The organism is Mesorhizobium sp. CA15 (assembly GCF_020165215.1).
In the GTDB taxonomy this organism is placed as follows: Bacteria; Pseudomonadota; Alphaproteobacteria; order Rhizobiales; family Rhizobiaceae; genus Mesorhizobium.
Window position 1 is genome coordinate 79,951 of sequence record NZ_JAIUHQ010000012.1, and the last position, 14,964, is coordinate 94,914.

The window sequence follows — 14,964 nt, forward strand, 5'->3', positions numbered from 1 at the left end:
GCCACCTCTTATTTCGGCCGTGTGAAGCTTCGGGAGGTGTAGCGCTCGGCTTTGTCGAAGATCGGCGTCGAGATCGAGGTCATCACCAGATAGAGGATGCCGGCGAGTGTGTAGAAAAGCAGCGAATGATGCGTCGAGCGCGCCGCCTTGTTGGCCGTCAGCATCAGCTCGGCGACGCCGGTGACCGAGATCAGCGCCGAGTCCTTGATGGTCAATTGCCAGACATTGCCCAGCCCCGGCACCGCGAGACGCAGGACCTGCGGCATGATCACGAGGCGAAACCGCAGCCAGGCCGACATGCCGTAGGCACGCGCCGCTTCCAGCTCGCCGCGATGGATCGCCAGGAACGAGCCGCGAAAAACCTCGGCCTGATAGGCGCCGGAAATGATGCCGACCGCGAGAACGCCGCCGAGGAAGCTCGGCATGTTCAAGATATCGGCCGAGCCGATCGATCCGGTCGAGCGCGCCACGCCGGTCAGGACCTGGGTGCCGCCATAGTAGAACAGGTAGATGATCAGGAGTTCCGGTTCGCCGCGGAAGACGGTGGTGTAGCTCTCGCCGATGAACCTCAATCCGCCGCGATGCGAAAGCTTGGCCGCCGCCACCAGCGAGCCCAGCACGGCGCCGATCAGCATCGAGACGACGGTGACGGCGAGCGTCCAGCCGATGCCCCACAGCAGTTGCACGCCCCAGCCGGCGGCCAACAGCTCATAGGCCGTCGAAACCTGATCCTTGAGATCGTTGAGAAACTCCACTTACGGCTCCTGCGGGCGCCGAGATAGGCATCGACGTATACGCTCAATGCAAAACGGGAGCAGCCTTGGCTGCTCCCGTTGCGACGTTACTTGGTAATGTCGATCTTGAACCATTGCATGGAATATTTCGACACCGAGCCGTCGTCGAGCGCGGCCTTGAGCGCCTTGTTGTAGATGTCCTGCAGGTCCTTGTCGGTCTTGCGGAAAGCGGCGCCGATGCCCGGTCCGAGGATCGGGCCACCCTTGAATTGCGGGCCGACGAATTCCAGGTCTTTCGCATCGGGCTTGGCCAGCGTGCCGAGGAAATAGGTGGTGTCGGCGAAGGCGACGTCGATGCGGCCCGCCATCAGGTCGAGGTCGTGCTCGTCGGTGGTCTTGTATTCATGGACGTTGGCGACATCCTTGAGATATTTGTCGGCGAATGTCGCCTCCGTGGTCGAGACCTGCAGGCCGACATTCTTTCCGGTGAGCTCCTTGCGCAGCGTGTCGAGCGCCGCCTTGGATTCGGCGTCGTCCTTCGACAGATCGATCATCTTGCCGGTGTTGGACATCTGCGCCAGCGGACCGTTCTTGTCGGCCAGGAAAGCCACCGGCGACGACGCGTAGGGAATCGAGAAGTCGATGGTCTTCATGCGCTCTTCGGTGATCGACATGCCGTCCATGACGATGTCGAACTTGCCTGCCGTTAGCCCGGGAATGACGCCATCCCAATCCTGCGCGACGATGCTGCATTCCAGCTTCGCGCGGGCGCAGACGTCGTTCAGGATGTCCACCTCAAAGCCGACGATCTTGCCGCTGGCATCGGTCTGGTTCCACGGGGCGTAGGAGCCCTCCATCGCGACCGTCACGGTCTTCCAGTCCTTGGCCATAGCCGGGGTCGAGCAGGTCAACGCCAGCGCGGCGAGCGCGATCCAACGTGATGATGTCACGGTAATTTCTCCCATATTTTGTTCTTGGAACCCTCAGATACCAATTGCTTAGCCCAGCCCCGATTCTGCGACAAGGGCTGTTTTCCGGTTCACGCGTTGTTGCAATTCGTTCGCGAATCGGGACCTGCCCACGGCTTCAACGCGAGCATCGATCCAATCGGAACCCGGTCCGGTGTGGACGAAAGAGCGAGACTACTCCGCCGGCGCGCCGGCGACGCCCCTGCGAGACGCCTCCAGCATCCGGCGCCGGGCGCGGAAGACGCCCCATTGCTGGTCGACCAGCACGCCGATCAGGATCACGCCGCCCATCACCGCGAAGTTGAGCGAGGAAGGAATGCCGAGCAGGTTGACGAGGTTCTGCAACTCCTGCAGCAGCACGGTGCCGAGGACAGCACCGACCAGCGACCCTTCGCCGCCGCGCAGCGAGAAGCCGCCCAGCACCGCCGCCGCAATGGCATAAAGCTCATAGAACTGGCCGTGACTCGCCGGCGAGATCGAGCGCGTGTACATGGCGAAATAGATCGCCGACAGCGCCGTCAGCACGCCGCAGATGACATAGGCGGCGATGATCACCCGGCCCGTGCGGATGCCGGAATATTTCGCCGCTTCCTCGTTCTTGCCGATCGCATAGAGATAGCGGCCGAAGACCGAGCGGTGCAGCACCACCCACATCACGATGGCGATGACGATCAGCGCGATGAAGCTGTTCGGCAGGCCGTAGGAGCGGCCCGCGGTCAGGAACTCGAGCGTCGGGAAGTTCTGCCCGAAGGCGAAGCCGGCCGTGCCGTCGGCGGTATAGAAGCGCGCCACGCCGCGATAGATGAGCAGGCCGCACAGCGTCACCACGAAAGGCTGCAGTTTGAGCCGCGTGATCAGCCAGCCATGCACGAAGCCGATGACAGCGCCGAGCGCGAGGATCAGCACAAAGGCCAGCGGCCAGCTCACCTCGCGCACCGCGATGAAGTCGATGAACAGCGTGCCGAGCAGGGCGATCACCGAGCCGACCGACAATTCGATGCCGCCGGTGATGATGACGAAGGCCTGGCCGATCGACAGGATGCCGAACAGAGCGACCAAATTGGAGGTGTTGGCGAGGTTGATCGCCGACAGGAAGCGCGGGTTGATGGCCGTCACCACCGCGCCGACCACCAGGATCAAGATCAGCAGGCCGAGATCTTTCTTGCTCATTGCGCTCCTCCCGCCGCTTGCAGCAGTTTCGGCTTCTTGCCGACCGCCAGCAAAAGCACGTTTTCCTGGCTGAAATCGTCCTTGTCGAGGATGCCGGAGATCTGCCCCTCATGCATGACCGCGATGCGGTCCGACACGCCGATCACTTCTTCCATGTCGCTGGAGATCATCAGCACGGCGACGCCGGCATCGGCGAGAGCCCGCATCAGCCCGTAGATCTCGGCCTTGGCGCCGATGTCGATGCCGCGCGTCGGCTCGTCCAGGATCATCACCTTGGGGTTCATCGCCAGCCATTTGGCCAGGACCACCTTCTGCTGGTTGCCGCCCGACAGCGTCCCAGTGCGGGTCAAGACCGACGGCGCCTTGATGCCGAGGTTCTTCTTCTGCTTTTCGGCCGTCGCGAGCTCGGCGCCGACCGATACCAGCGAGCGCCTGGCATGCGCCGGCAGGTTGGGCAATGAAATGTTCTGCGCGATCGAGAGATCGAGCAATATGCCGGTGAGCTTGCGGTCCTCCGGCACGAGGAAGATGCCATTCGCCACCGCGTCGGCCGCTGATGTCACATTCAGCGGCTTGCCGTCGAGCGTGACGCTGCCGGCCAACCGCTCTTCGATGCCGAACAGCACGCGCGCCAGTTCCGTGCGGCCGGAGCCGACCAGGCCCGCCAGGCCGAGGATCTCCGCGCGCCTCAGTTCGATGCTGACCGGCCGGTCCGGATAGGTGCTGGTGCGGATCGCATCCGCCGACAGGGCTACGCTGCCCGGAGCCCGCGCGGCCTCGCCGGCCTTCTCGCGCTCCTTCAGCATGCGGCCGATCATCAGCCTGACCATCTCGTCGTGATTGATGTGGCTCTTGGGAAGGGTGCCGGCCAGCGTGCCGTCGCGCAGCACCACGACGCGGTCGGCGACGCGCTCGATCTCATGCAGCCGGTGCGAGATGAAGATGACGCTGATGCCTTGCGCCTTCAGGCCCTTGATGACGTCGAGCAGCTTTTCGGTTTCTGCCATCGGCAGGCTTGAAGTCGGCTCGTCGAGGATGACAAGGCGCGCCTTGATCGACAGCGCCTTGGCGATCTCGACCATCTGCTGCTGCGCGAGCGACAGCGACGCCACCGGCGCGTCGGCCGAGAAATTGGCGCCGACGCGCTTTAGCAGCGGCGCCACCATCTCGCGCAGTTTCGCGCGGTCGACCAGCCTCAGCGGCCCGGCGCGCAGCGGCTCGCGGCCGAAGAAGATGTTGGCGGCGACGTCGAGATTTTCGAAGAGGTTCAATTCCTGGTGCACGAAGGCGATGCCGGAGCCGATGCTCTGCTCGACGGTCAGCGCGTCGTGCGCCGCGCCATCGACGGTGATGGTGCCGCTGTCCGGCCGCGTCACACCGCCGAGGATCTTCATCAGCGTCGATTTGCCGGCGCCGTTTTCGCCGACCAGGCCTATGACCTCGCCGGGCCGGACCTCCATCGAGAATCTGTCCAGCGCCACAACGCCCGGATAGGTCTTGCGCACGGCCTCGAGGCTCAGGAACGGAGCGGTGGTCGGTTGAGTGGAATCGGTAGAGGTCATCACGCCATAGTTTACCGCACGGGGCAACAGCCGGTGGCCACAGACTGACGGGCCTTGGCGGGTCCGTCAATACGAACGCCGGCTCAAGGCGAACCTTGAGCCGGCGCAACTGTGCTGAGCTTACTTGCCCTGCATCGCCTTGAGGTTGGCGGCGTAGGCGTCCACATCATCCTTGCCGATGATCTTGGTCGGGATGATGATCAGGTTGTTGGCCGGGATGCCCGACTTGTCGCCCTTGAGGTAGGAAGCCATCAGCTTCATGCCCTGATAGGCCCATTCGAACGGCTGCTGCACCACGGTCGCGGCGACGGTGCCTTCCTTGACGCCGCCCAGCGTGATCGGATCGTCGTCGAAGCCGACGACGGTGATCTGGCCGAGCTTGCCGGCGTCGCGCAGCGCTTCATAGATGCGCGGCGTGTTGTAGGAGTAGAAGCCGACCATGCAGGTGATGTCGGGGCTGGCGACCAGCGCGTCCTCGACATTCTTCTTGGCACGCGCCTGGTCGATGTCGTCGCCGCGTACGTCGACCAGCTCGATCTTGCTGCCGGCGAGCCCGTCCTTCATGCCCTGGATGCGCTCCTTGGCGTTGTCGGCGCCGAGCAGGCCGACGAAGCCCAGGCACTTGCCGCCGTTGGGCATCGCCTTCTTGGCGATTTCGGCCGCCTGTTTGCCGGCATCGACGTTGGACGAGCCGATATAGGCGACGCGCTTGGTCTGCGGCGCATCCGAGTCGGTGGTGAACAGCGCGGTTTCCGACGCGATCTTGTTCAATCCGTCGGTCGAGGTCTTGGGATCGACGGCCGAGACCATGATGCCCTTGACGCCTGCCGTCACCAGATCATCCATCAGCCGCTGCTGGATGGCGACCGACGACTGTTCCGGATATTTGAGCTCGAGATTGTAGTCGGGCAGTTCGCCCTGCGCCTTCTTCACGCCGGCTTCCGCCGCCTTCCAGAAGTCTGACGCACCGTTGACGACGAAGGCCAGCGTCGGCTTGTCGTCGGCGCGCACGCTGGCGCTTACCGACAGGCCTAAAGCCAAGGCCGCCGCGGCGACAGATGCGTTGCGTATCATGGATTTCATAGTTCAACCTCCCTTGTAGAACTCTTCGCTGATGTCTCGGCTGCGGCGCGGATAACCCTCCTCCTCAAGGGTATGGCGCAAAGGTCCGCCGACTTAAGAACGGTTCCAATCCGGCCGCGGTCGAGACACTAGACACTCATGTGGCATTCGTAAATAGTCCGATTTGTCTGACATTTTCGTGAGGATGGACACGAGCCCAAACCGGCGATCCCGCCGGCTTTCGAGCGAGCATCCTTCGCACTTTGCCGGCACCGAGCGGAAGCCCGGACGGTTACGACGAGTTGACAGTAGAACGCTTACAGCTATTAGTAAAGAGTATTAGTTTTGGGCTGAGGCGCGTGCTTTCGAAGCGGAGGAGACGCTGGTCGAAAGATGCGCCGGGAGTGAGGAGAGCACGTGCGCAAAAGCGTTCTATCGCACGGAAACCCGTAGGAATTGTCAGCGCTGCTGACCTTATCGGACTGATTTCGTCGCGACGCGGCGCGGCCGGCGATTTGCATGTCGCGCTTGATAATACTTATTATCAATAGTGTGTTTCAGATGAGCGTGCCGACCATCTTGCCGTTGCAATCGGCCTTTGCTTTGGTGCCGGCCGGGTTTGGGAACCGACCATGAGTGAACCGACGGAACTGCGCGATCCTCCCGGGGCTTCCAGGCGCCGCAAGCCGGCCGCCAAGCCCAAAGGACGTGTCACCATGACCGACATCGCGCGCGCCGCCGGCTGCTCGCAGGCGACGGTCTCGTTCGTGCTCAACAATTCGCCGGGCATCAGGCTGTCGCAACAGACACGCGACCGGGTGATCGAGGCGGCCAGAGCGCTGGGCTATTCGCCGCCGGTCTTTTCCGCGCTGCGGCCGCCGGTGACGCCATTCGAGGGCCTGGATGGCGTCATCGGCTTCGCGGTCGACCAGCTCGCCACCAGCCCCGAGGCGGTGGTCGCCATCGAGGGCGCGCGGCAGGCCTCGTGGAACGCCGGCAACGTGCTTCTGGTGGCGCAGACCATGGGCGACGCGGTGATGGAGCCGCGCGCCATCCAGGCGCTGACGGGGCGCGGCATCACGGCATTGATCTATATGACCATCTTCACCCGCGAGATCGCCGCGCCGGATTTCCTCTACAGCCTCGAGATGCCGGTCATCCTGCTCAACTGCTACACCGCCGATTATGCCTTCCCGGCCGTGGTTCCCTCCGAGATCGCCGGCGGCCAGAGCGCGACGAGACACCTGATCGGCCATGGCCATCGCCGCATCGCCACCATCACCGGCGAGCCGTGGATGCAGGCCGCGCAGGATCGGCTCAAGGGCTATCGCCGCGCTCTAGCCACCGCCGACATCCCGTTCGACCCGGAACTGGTGGTCGAGGGCGACTGGTCGGCCAGCGCCGGCTATGCCGCGATGGTCAAGCTGCTCGGGCTCAAGGACCGGCCCACCGCCATCTTCTGCCAGAACGACCGCACCGCGATCGGCTGCTACGAAGCGCTGAAGGAAGCCGGCCTGCATATCCCGCAGGACATCTCCGTGGTCGGCTATGACGATGAGGAGATCGCCCGCCATCTGTTCCCGCCGCTGACGACCTCCATCCTGCCGCATCTGGCGATGGGCCAATGGGCGATCGAGCAGTTGGAGACGCCGCCGACGCCCGGCCGCGGCCGCTATCCGATCACCAAGTTGGAGTGCCCGCTGGTGGAACGGGAGAGCGTGGCAGGCGTGAAGGGATAGGATATCCCAGATCGCCACTTCAAGGCTTGAAACGTATTGACGTTGTACTGACAATCACTAGATATCTGTCCCTGACACAGGAGGATTTCGATGGCGCAGTCCAGTCATGCTGGCAGCAATCGCAACGCAGTTCGCAAGGATGATGTGATTCAGATCCGCGCTTCGGCCGAGACGAAGGCCATTCTCAACCGCGCCGCGAGCTTGCGCGGGCAAAAACTGTCGGAGTTCATGCTGGACAGTGCGCGCAAGCAGGCTGAGGAGACCATTCTCGACCAGCGTGCCTTCTTTCTCGATGCCGACGCGCATGAGAAATTTCTTGACCTGCTTGATGCTCCGAACAAGCCGTCGCAAGAGCTCCGCGGCCGCATGACGCGCAAGCCAGCCTGGGAGCGCTGATGCCCGCTGGGCAATCGCAAGGCCCGCGAGTCCGTGCTCCGGAACGGCTGACCATCAGTCATGATGTCGCAGAATTTCGCAATGGCAGGCATCCCACCCTTGATGACTGGCTGCGAAACCGTGCCCTCGCCGGCGAGGGATTGTCTGCCCGAACCTATGTCGTCTGCGACGCGGGCACGAAAAATCGTGTCGTCGGTTACTACGCGATCTCCACGGCGATGGAAGAACGGGTCGCGCTGCCAAGCGCCAAGCTACGCCGGGGCATGCCTGAACAGGTTCCTTTGCTGCTGATAGGCCGTCTGGCGATCGATCAGGCGTTCCAGGGAATGGGCCTCGGGGGCGACCTGCTTTCCGATGCGCTCCGGCGTTGCCTCGCGGTTTCGGACATTGCCGGGGTTCGTGCCGTGGTGGCGCACGCCATCGACGACGACGCCGTTGGTTTCTACCAGCGTCACGGCTTCACTATTTCTCCGCTGGGCGAGCGCGTCATGCTGATGCCGATCGAGACGATACAGGCGCTGTTCTCGAAAACTTGAGGCGAGTTGTGCAGGCCATTGCATGACGAGGAGATCGCCCGCCATCACTTCCCGCCGCTGCGACCTTGCCGCATCTGGCGATGGGCCAATGGGCGATCGAGCAGCTCGAAACGCCGCCGACGCCTGGCCGCGGCCGCTATCCCATCACCAAGCTGGAGTGCCCGCTGGTGGAGCGGGAGAGCGTGGGGAGCGTACCCGAACAATTCCGATGACCCGGCCCCGAGACCGGCTTATGATGAGTGAGCGTGTGTTCCTTCCCAACAGGAAAAACGCTCATGTGGCCGAACCGCCGTTTATGCGATCTTTTCAAGATCGAGCATCCGATCATCCAGGCGCCAATGGCGGGCTCGGCGACGCCGGAGCTCGCCGCCGCGGTGAGCAATGCCGGTGGGCTGGGGTCGCTCGGATGCGCATCGATGCTGCCGGATGGCCTGCGCAACGTTGCGCGCCAGATGCGCGCCTTGACCGGGCGTCCCTTCAACCTCAACTTCTTTGTTTTTCCCAGACCCGACACCGGCGACGCCGTGCTGACCCAAGTCATCGACAGGTTGCGGCCCTACTATGAGGAGCTGTCGCTCGGCGAACCCTCGCGGAGGCTTCCGCCGATCGGACCAGGTTTCGACGAAGAAAAGCTTGGACTGCTGCTCGAGATCCAGCCGCCGGTCGTGAGCTTTCATTTCGGCATTCCGGATGCGGCTGCCATCGGCAGGCTGAAGCAAGCCGGGATCGCAATCATCGGCACCGCGACGAATGTCGCCGAGGCGCGCAAGCTCGCCGACGGTGGAGCCGACGCGGTCATCGCCCAGGGCTGGGAGGCGGGAGGTCACCGCGGTTCGCATGCTCCCAATGGCCCTGGCGACGGCGTTGGAACGATGGCACTGGTTCCCCAGGTCGTCGATGCTGTCGAACTCCCGGTCATTGCCGCGGGAGGCATCGCCGACGGCCGCGGCATAGCTGCCGCGTTCGCGCTTGGCGCCAGCGGCGTGCAGATCGGCACCGGCTTCCTGTCCTGCGACGAAGCCGGCACGGACCCACCGCGCCGCGCCCTGATCCGCACGGCGACCGACATGGACACGATGGTCACCGATGCCTTCACCGGCCGCGCGGCGCGCGCGAGACGCACCCGCTACGCCCTGGAAATGGAGGAGAGCAGGGTGCCCCTTCCGGACTTCCCGCAAATGGTCGCGCTTAGCGCTCCGCTCAGCGACGCCAAGGAAGATTTCGCCTTTCATCTCTATGGGCAGGCGGCGGCGCTGAACAGGGAACTTCCGGCCGGCGAACTGGTACGAACGCTCGTGGCCGAAACAAGCGAAGTGTTCGAGGCTCTCTCGACCGGCAAAACGACGCCTGCGTAAGCGAAGTCTCCGTCGTCGCGGTCCCCGATGAGCTTTTAGCCCACGCGTCGACGCTGGGGCGAAAAGATCAGCCGGCAAGCAGGGATGCCATACGGTCGCGATCGATGATGTTGGGATTCGGCGGCAAAGGTCGACCGTCCAGTTCGGCCAGTTTTGCCGCGACATGCGGTCTGGCGACGACATCCTGCGGCAGCGAAACGCACATGGCGATCTCGATCACGCCGCGAAACACGTCGGCATCCTCGCTTGCGGCAGCGAAAAGCCGGGCCATGACCGGATTCGGCGGCGGAACAGGAAGGCCCTCGGCCAAGGCGTTCATCTCCGCGATCCGGGCACGGTCGGCGGCGATCTGGTTGCGATAGAACGGGCCGACCTGGCGCTCGGTCTCGACATCGTATTCCCGCGAGAATTCGGCGGGGTCGCCGATGTGCCGGCGAGCGATATTCCTGAGCACCTGCGCGTGCAGAAGGCCGACGCTCAACCCCCGCCCGGCGGACGGATTGGTGCAGGCCCAGGCATCGGCCACAGCCGCAAACCCGGTGACGACAGGCTGGCCGTCGACGACAAACCGCCGGTAGCGGTCGAGAACGCCTGCCATCAGCAGGACGTGCGTGATCGGCTCGCCGTCAAGCCAATGGGCCTGCATCGGACATGCCATGACGACACGGTGGAAGGTGGCGGTGTCGCGCAAAGCGCGCATGGCCTTGTTTCCCGCGGAGGTGAACAGGGTGACCGACCAGGTGTCGTTGTCGCCATCCAGCGTGAGAATCGAGAACAGTCCCATCGGAGTGAGCAGGCGGCCCTTTCGGCGCGGCCGCTGCTTGCCCGTGAAATAGCGAGTGAAATAGACGAAATTGCTGTCCTCGGCTTCCTCGTTCGGACTGCGGCCTCCGGCGGCAACGATCCATTCGCAGGCAGGGCTTCGCCGCCCCATCGCGTCGATCACCAGGTCGGCGCGAATCTCTTCGCCGGACGTCGTGCGAACGCCCGCAATATGCGGCACGCCGGGAAGGGCTGAGGCTCCCGTGATCAGCTCGCGAACCTTGATCCCCCGCCGGACCGTCACATTGGGCGCCGCTTGCGCCATCTCGGCTACGGCCCACTCGATCACCGGCCGCCGGCCGGTGACGAAGCGCATGGCTTCGTCGCCCAGGCGGGGCGCCCTGTCCGTTATCGTCGGCGGCAACGATCGGGGGTCGAAGAAATCCATCCAGACGCAGCCGGCGCGCAGCAATTTATCCGTCAGCCCCGGCAACTCCTGATCGGCGACCATCCGGAAACGCGAGCTGAGGTTGTGGGGCTGCCTGAACTGCGCAACGCCGGGGCGCTCCCAGTCCCATCCTTGACTGGAACTCGAAGGCCGGTCCGCCGGATCAGCCTCGAGGACCGTCACGTCATGATCGTCGCGGCCAAGCATGGCCGCCGTGCACAACCCGATTACGCCTCCACCGCAAATCAGGATCTTGCTCACCCCTTCCCCCAATATCCGCGAGGGTCCGGCGCCATATTAGCTTCTGTGCACAGTCCCGGCAACGTGCCGGGCCGCCAGGGCCCACCGCTTGTGTGCGGTCACGGAACGATCCGCTGCTTTGGCTGCTTGGCATGGCTTCCGTGGAAGTCTAGGCTGACATCAGCGAAGGGAGGGCGGGATGACATCAAGTTTCACCGTTCACGCGGCGTCGGGCTATGAGCAACTGATGGGGCGCTGGAGCCGCAGGCTCGCGCCCAAGTTCATCGATTTCGCCGGTCTGGCCGGCGGCGAAAAAGTCCTCGACGTGGGTTGCGGCACCGGCAGCCTGACCTTCGAGCTGGCGAAGTCAGGCGATCTCACCGAGATCCAGGCCATCGACTTCTCGCCGGTCTTCGTCGCGGCGGCGAAGGAGAGGAACACCGATCCGCGCGTCACCATCGAGCAGGCGGATGCCACCGCCTTGCCGTTCGCCGATGATGCGTTCGACCGCGCGCTGGCGCTGCTGGTGCTGCACTTCGTGCCGGAGGCCGGCAAGGCGGTGGCCGAGATGCGCCGGGTGACGCGGCCGGGCGGTGTGGTCGCGGCCGTGGTCTGGGACCATTACGGCGGCATGACCGGCATGCGCATGATGATCGACACAGCTGCGGCGCTCAGCGAAAGCGGGCGTCAGCTGCGCAACCGCTATTGCTTCCAGCCAATGATGCAGCCGGGCGAGATGAAGCGGACCTTTGTCGAGCAGGGTCTCGTCGATGTCACCGAGGCCGAGCTGATGATCCGAATGGACTACGCGAATTTCGACGACTTCTGGGTGCCGATCGGCGCCGGCGAAGGCCCGCTCGGCAAATACATGACCACATTGGATGCAGCCGAGCGGGAGCGTGTCGAGGCCGCCGTCCGCGATGCCTATCAAGCCGGCCGGCCGGATGGCCCGCGATCCTTCGCCAATGTCGCCTGGGCCTGCCGCGGCATCGTTCCCTGAGACATAAGCCGGCAACGCGTCAGTTGCCGGCGGCCACCGGGACATTGATCTCCCAGCCGTCGACCCACACCTGCCGCAGCCGGTCGCCTTCGCCCTTGAACCATTGGCCGGCCGCCCGGCAATCCTCGATGCGGTCGCTGCGGAAATTGCGGATGGCCTGGCGCAACTCGCACCAGGCGACGATGTTGGCCGTCTCGGCATAATAGATCAGCGCGACCGGGCGGATGATGCGGCCGGTCGGCCGTCCCGCCTCGTCGCGATAGGAGAGGTCGAGTTTCTCCTCGTCGCGGATGGCGCGGCGGACCAAAGCGAGGTCGACGGCGGAAGCGGAGGGTGCTGCAAAGCCCCAGGCATGGAGGGCGTTGGCATCGAGCGTCTGCCGCAAAGGCGGCGGCACGGCGCCGGCGATCTTGGCGCCGACGCGTTTCGCGGCCTGCTTGAGCTCGTCGTCGCCTGTGCGCTCCAGCAACGCCAGCGACAGGACGATCGCTTCCATCTCCTCGATGGAAAACATCAGCGGCGGCATGTCGAAGCCTGGGCGCAGGATGTAGCCGATGCCGCGCCCGCCCTCGATGGGCACGCGCATTGCCTGCAGGGCCGCGATGTCGCGATAGACCGAGCGTGCAGTCACTTCCAGCCGCTCGGCGATCGTCGCCGCCGTTACCGGCTTCCTGGCCAGCCGCAGGATCTGGATGATCTCGAACAGGCGCGAGGCCTTGCGCATTTTCTCACCCGGCTGAAATGCAACTGACACACCCTCGTCAGTTGGAATGCCCTATAGGGCCGCCTACCCGCTTGAAAATCAACAAATTCCTTTGCGTGCAGGCGGATAATGCGACAGGCAACTGACATGAGCTATAGCGAAAATCTCTGGCTGTTCTTCGTGCTACTGTTCGGCATCATCGCCGTTCCGGGCATGGATATGCTGTTCGTGCTGGCCAATGCGCTGACCGGCGGCAGCAACAGGGGCCTGGCCGCGACTGCCGGCATCATGCTGGGCGGTGCAGTGCATACGCTGAACGGAGCGATCGGCGTCGGCCTGCTCATGCATTTCGTGCCGATCCTGTTCACGCCGCTGCTGATCGCCGGCGCCGCCTACATGGCCTATATCGGCATGTCGCTGATGCGCAGCTCGATCATCGTCGGCGACAACGGACCAACCGGGAGCCGCTCGGCCTGGAAGGCGTTTCGCCAGGGCCTGGTCACCTGCCTGATCAATCCGAAGGCCTATCTCTTCATCCTTGCCGTCTATCCGCAATTCCTGAAGCCGGCTTACGGTCCGATCTGGATGCAGGCGACGATCATGGGATTGCTGACGGTCGCCACGCAAGCCGCGATCTATGGCGGGCTCGCCGTCACGGCGGGGCGCAGCAGGCAGATGCTTGTGGCCAATCCCCGCGCGACCGTTCTCGCCGGGCGCATGGCAGGGCTGCTGCTGTTTGCCGTTTCGATATTCACGGCCTGGGAAGGTTTGAGGGCGGCGTGATCGCCGCCCTCTCCATTTCGCTCAAGCCGCGCCCTGCCGGCTAGCAAGCATCTCGCGCTTCACCGACCGGCGCCATTCGACCGCGCCGGCGAGGCCGTGCAGCACCGTTTCCGTGGTAGCCCAGTCGATGCAGCCGTCGGTGATGCTCTGGCCGTAGACCAGCGGCTTGCCGGGCACGACGTCCTGCCGGCCGGCGACGAGATTGCTCTCGATCATGACGCCGATGATGCGCTCGTCGCCCGCGGCAATCTGGCCCGCCACGTCATGCGCGACCTTCGGCTGGTTCTCCGGCTTCTTGGCGCTGTTGGCGTGGCTGACATCAATCATCAGCCGCGGCGCGATGCCGATGCGGACTAGCTCGGCCGCGGCGGCCTCGACGCTTGCGGCATCATAGTTCGGCGCGACGCCGCCGCGCAGGATGACATGGCAATCCTCGTTGCCGGTGGTCGCCGCGATGGCGCTGCGGCCGCCCTTGGTCACCGCCATGAAATGATGCGGCTGGGTGGCGGACTTCACCGCCTCGCCGGCGATCCTGAGATTGCCGTCGGTGCCGTTCTTGAAGCCGACCGGGCAGGACAGGCCCGAGGCCAGCTCGCGATGGATCTGGCTTTCGGCGGTGCGCGCGCCGATGGCGCCCCAGGCGACAAGGTCGGCGATGTATTGCGGGATGGTCATGTCGAGGAACTCGGTCGCCGCCGGCAGGCCGAGATTGTTGACGGCCGACAGAACGTTGCGCGCCATGCGCAACCCCTTTTCGATGTTGAAGCTGCCGTCGAGGTCCGGGTCGTTGATCAGGCCCTTCCAGCCGACCGTGGTGCGCGGCTTTTCAAAATAGACGCGCATGACGATCTCGAGCCGGTCGGCCAGGGCCTCGCGCAGCGCCGCCAGACGGCTGGCATAGTCAACGGCCGCGACCGGATCGTGGATGGAACATGGGCCGACGATGACAAGCAGTCGATCGTCGGCCCCCGAGAGGATCGAATGGATAGCGTTGCGCGAGGCAGCGACGGTGCGCGTCGCGGTGAGCGAGCGCGGTATCTCGCGCATCACCTCGTCCGGCGTGCTCAAGGCTCTGATTTCGGTGACCCGAAGGTCGTCTGTGGTGGTCAACACGGCTTTCTGCTCCTGGTTTAGGAGACCTGCCGGCTGAAACAAAAAAGCCGCCAGGTCTGGCGGCTTGTCGGATTTTTTGATCTGGAGTTTTCAGATCGAGCGCAATCCTCCCGCCGCCAGCGAGCTGAAATAAAAGTACCAAAACGAGGCGGTCAGGTGGATCATGCGGCTGATATAATCGATGCGTGGGCGTTTGTCACGTGCCTGTTGAGGCTGGCAATTTCGGGTGGGGCCGAACCTTCGCGATTTCGTCATTCCAGGGCGAAGCAGGAGCGAAGCTCCGTCGCGAAGACCCTGGAATCCATGCCGTTACCTTGGCCGAAGAGCGCGGCGATGCATAATTCTGGACCGCAGCAACGCTCCGGAGTCGCGGCATGGATCCTCGGGTCTGCG

14 protein-coding genes and 1 pseudogene are annotated in these 14,964 nt (G+C 64.1%); 7 read left to right on the top strand and 8 right to left on the bottom strand.

Annotated features, from left to right (window positions below; all coding sequences use genetic code 11):
* Positions 1-8: 8 nt before the first annotated feature.
* The 5 genes from LB515_RS19295 to LB515_RS19315 all read right to left on the bottom strand — a co-directional run bounded on the left by LB515_RS19295 (position 9) and on the right by LB515_RS19315 (position 5,517).
* On the bottom strand, positions 9-755 hold the full coding sequence (locus LB515_RS19295; RefSeq protein ID WP_224546419.1) for an ABC transporter permease: 747 nt from the start codon (positions 753-755) through the stop codon (positions 9-11).
* Between the two features lie 86 nt (positions 756-841).
* Positions 842-1,684 (bottom strand): transporter substrate-binding domain-containing protein, encoded by an 843-nt coding sequence (locus tag LB515_RS19300; RefSeq protein WP_224639526.1) that lies wholly within the window; start codon positions 1,682-1,684, stop codon positions 842-844.
* A 192-nt stretch (positions 1,685-1,876) separates the two neighbouring features.
* Complete coding sequence (locus LB515_RS19305; protein WP_224708653.1) at positions 1,877-2,872, bottom strand: ABC transporter permease; 996 nt, start codon at positions 2,870-2,872, stop codon at positions 1,877-1,879.
* Complete coding sequence (locus tag LB515_RS19310; RefSeq protein ID WP_224546414.1) at positions 2,869-4,434, bottom strand: sugar ABC transporter ATP-binding protein; 1,566 nt, start codon at positions 4,432-4,434, stop codon at positions 2,869-2,871. Before LB515_RS19310 ends, LB515_RS19305 begins: the two co-directional genes overlap by 4 nt.
* 120 nt (positions 4,435-4,554) lie before the next feature.
* The gene (locus LB515_RS19315; protein WP_095768035.1) at positions 4,555-5,517 is read right to left on the bottom strand and encodes a sugar-binding protein; all 963 of its coding nucleotides are present in this window, start codon (positions 5,515-5,517) and stop codon (positions 4,555-4,557) included.
* A gap of 611 nt (positions 5,518-6,128) precedes the next feature.
* Here LB515_RS19315 and LB515_RS19320 point away from each other — a divergent pair.
* From LB515_RS19320 to LB515_RS19340, 5 genes and pseudogenes are all read left to right on the top strand, one after another.
* Positions 6,129-7,235 carry a LacI family DNA-binding transcriptional regulator gene (locus tag LB515_RS19320; protein WP_224708654.1) on the top strand — a complete coding sequence of 369 codons (1,107 nt, stop codon included), beginning with the start codon at positions 6,129-6,131 and terminating at the stop codon, positions 7,233-7,235.
* 90 nt (positions 7,236-7,325) lie between these two features.
* Positions 7,326-7,631, top strand: coding sequence for a DUF1778 domain-containing protein (locus LB515_RS19325; RefSeq protein ID WP_224708655.1), 306 nt, complete (start codon positions 7,326-7,328; stop codon positions 7,629-7,631).
* On the top strand, positions 7,631-8,167 hold the full coding sequence (locus tag LB515_RS19330) for a GNAT family N-acetyltransferase (protein ID WP_224708656.1): 537 nt from the start codon (positions 7,631-7,633) through the stop codon (positions 8,165-8,167). Before LB515_RS19325 ends, LB515_RS19330 begins: the two co-directional genes overlap by 1 nt.
* A gap of 24 nt (positions 8,168-8,191) precedes the next feature.
* Positions 8,192-8,379: pseudogene (locus tag LB515_RS19335) on the top strand (LacI family transcriptional regulator); the annotation flags it as partial.
* A 63-nt stretch (positions 8,380-8,442) separates the two neighbouring features.
* On the top strand, positions 8,443-9,522 hold the full coding sequence (locus LB515_RS19340) for an NAD(P)H-dependent flavin oxidoreductase (RefSeq protein ID WP_224708657.1): 1,080 nt from the start codon (positions 8,443-8,445) through the stop codon (positions 9,520-9,522).
* Between the two features lie 67 nt (positions 9,523-9,589).
* Here LB515_RS19340 and LB515_RS19345 read toward each other — a convergent pair whose 3' ends face one another.
* On the bottom strand, positions 9,590-10,993 hold the full coding sequence (locus LB515_RS19345; protein ID WP_224708658.1) for an FAD-dependent oxidoreductase: 1,404 nt from the start codon (positions 10,991-10,993) through the stop codon (positions 9,590-9,592).
* Positions 10,994-11,171: 178 nt separating this feature from the next.
* On the opposite strand from LB515_RS19345, the gene LB515_RS19350 reads away from it, so the two are divergent.
* Positions 11,172-11,972 carry a class I SAM-dependent methyltransferase gene (locus tag LB515_RS19350; protein WP_224708659.1) on the top strand — a complete coding sequence of 267 codons (801 nt, stop codon included), beginning with the start codon at positions 11,172-11,174 and terminating at the stop codon, positions 11,970-11,972.
* A gap of 19 nt (positions 11,973-11,991) precedes the next feature.
* Here the strand turns inward: LB515_RS19350 and LB515_RS19355 are convergent, their stop codons facing one another.
* Positions 11,992-12,696 carry a helix-turn-helix transcriptional regulator gene (locus LB515_RS19355; protein ID WP_224708660.1) on the bottom strand — a complete coding sequence of 235 codons (705 nt, stop codon included), beginning with the start codon at positions 12,694-12,696 and terminating at the stop codon, positions 11,992-11,994.
* A gap of 126 nt (positions 12,697-12,822) precedes the next feature.
* Between LB515_RS19355 and LB515_RS19360 the strand changes: the two genes are divergently transcribed.
* On the top strand, positions 12,823-13,458 hold the full coding sequence (locus tag LB515_RS19360; protein ID WP_224708661.1) for a LysE family translocator: 636 nt from the start codon (positions 12,823-12,825) through the stop codon (positions 13,456-13,458).
* Between the two features lie 21 nt (positions 13,459-13,479).
* On the opposite strand, the gene LB515_RS19365 is transcribed toward LB515_RS19360, so the two are convergent.
* On the bottom strand, positions 13,480-14,571 hold the full coding sequence (locus LB515_RS19365) for a 3-deoxy-7-phosphoheptulonate synthase (RefSeq protein WP_224708662.1): 1,092 nt from the start codon (positions 14,569-14,571) through the stop codon (positions 13,480-13,482).
* Positions 14,572-14,964 lie beyond the last annotated feature (393 nt).

Bases quoted from the DNA above. Each gene is read 5' to 3' on its own strand.
- LB515_RS19355 (WP_224708660.1), bottom strand. From the start codon at position 12,696: ATGCGCAAGGCCTCGCGCCTGTTCGAGATCATCCAGATCCTGCGGCTG.
- LB515_RS19310 (WP_224546414.1), bottom strand. From the start codon at position 4,434: ATGACCTCTACCGATTCCACTCAACCGACCACCGCTCCGTTCCTGAGC.
- LB515_RS19330 (WP_224708656.1), top strand. From the start codon at position 7,631: ATGCCCGCTGGGCAATCGCAAGGCCCGCGAGTCCGTGCTCCGGAACGG.
- LB515_RS19315 (WP_095768035.1), bottom strand. From the start codon at position 5,517: ATGAAATCCATGATACGCAACGCATCTGTCGCCGCGGCGGCCTTGGCT.
- LB515_RS19360 (WP_224708661.1), top strand. From the start codon at position 12,823: ATGAGCTATAGCGAAAATCTCTGGCTGTTCTTCGTGCTACTGTTCGGC.
- LB515_RS19320 (WP_224708654.1), top strand. From the start codon at position 6,129: ATGAGTGAACCGACGGAACTGCGCGATCCTCCCGGGGCTTCCAGGCGC.
- LB515_RS19305 (WP_224708653.1), bottom strand. From the start codon at position 2,872: ATGAGCAAGAAAGATCTCGGCCTGCTGATCTTGATCCTGGTGGTCGGC.
- LB515_RS19350 (WP_224708659.1), top strand. From the start codon at position 11,172: ATGACATCAAGTTTCACCGTTCACGCGGCGTCGGGCTATGAGCAACTG.
- LB515_RS19340 (WP_224708657.1), top strand. From the start codon at position 8,443: ATGTGGCCGAACCGCCGTTTATGCGATCTTTTCAAGATCGAGCATCCG.
- LB515_RS19325 (WP_224708655.1), top strand. From the start codon at position 7,326: ATGGCGCAGTCCAGTCATGCTGGCAGCAATCGCAACGCAGTTCGCAAG.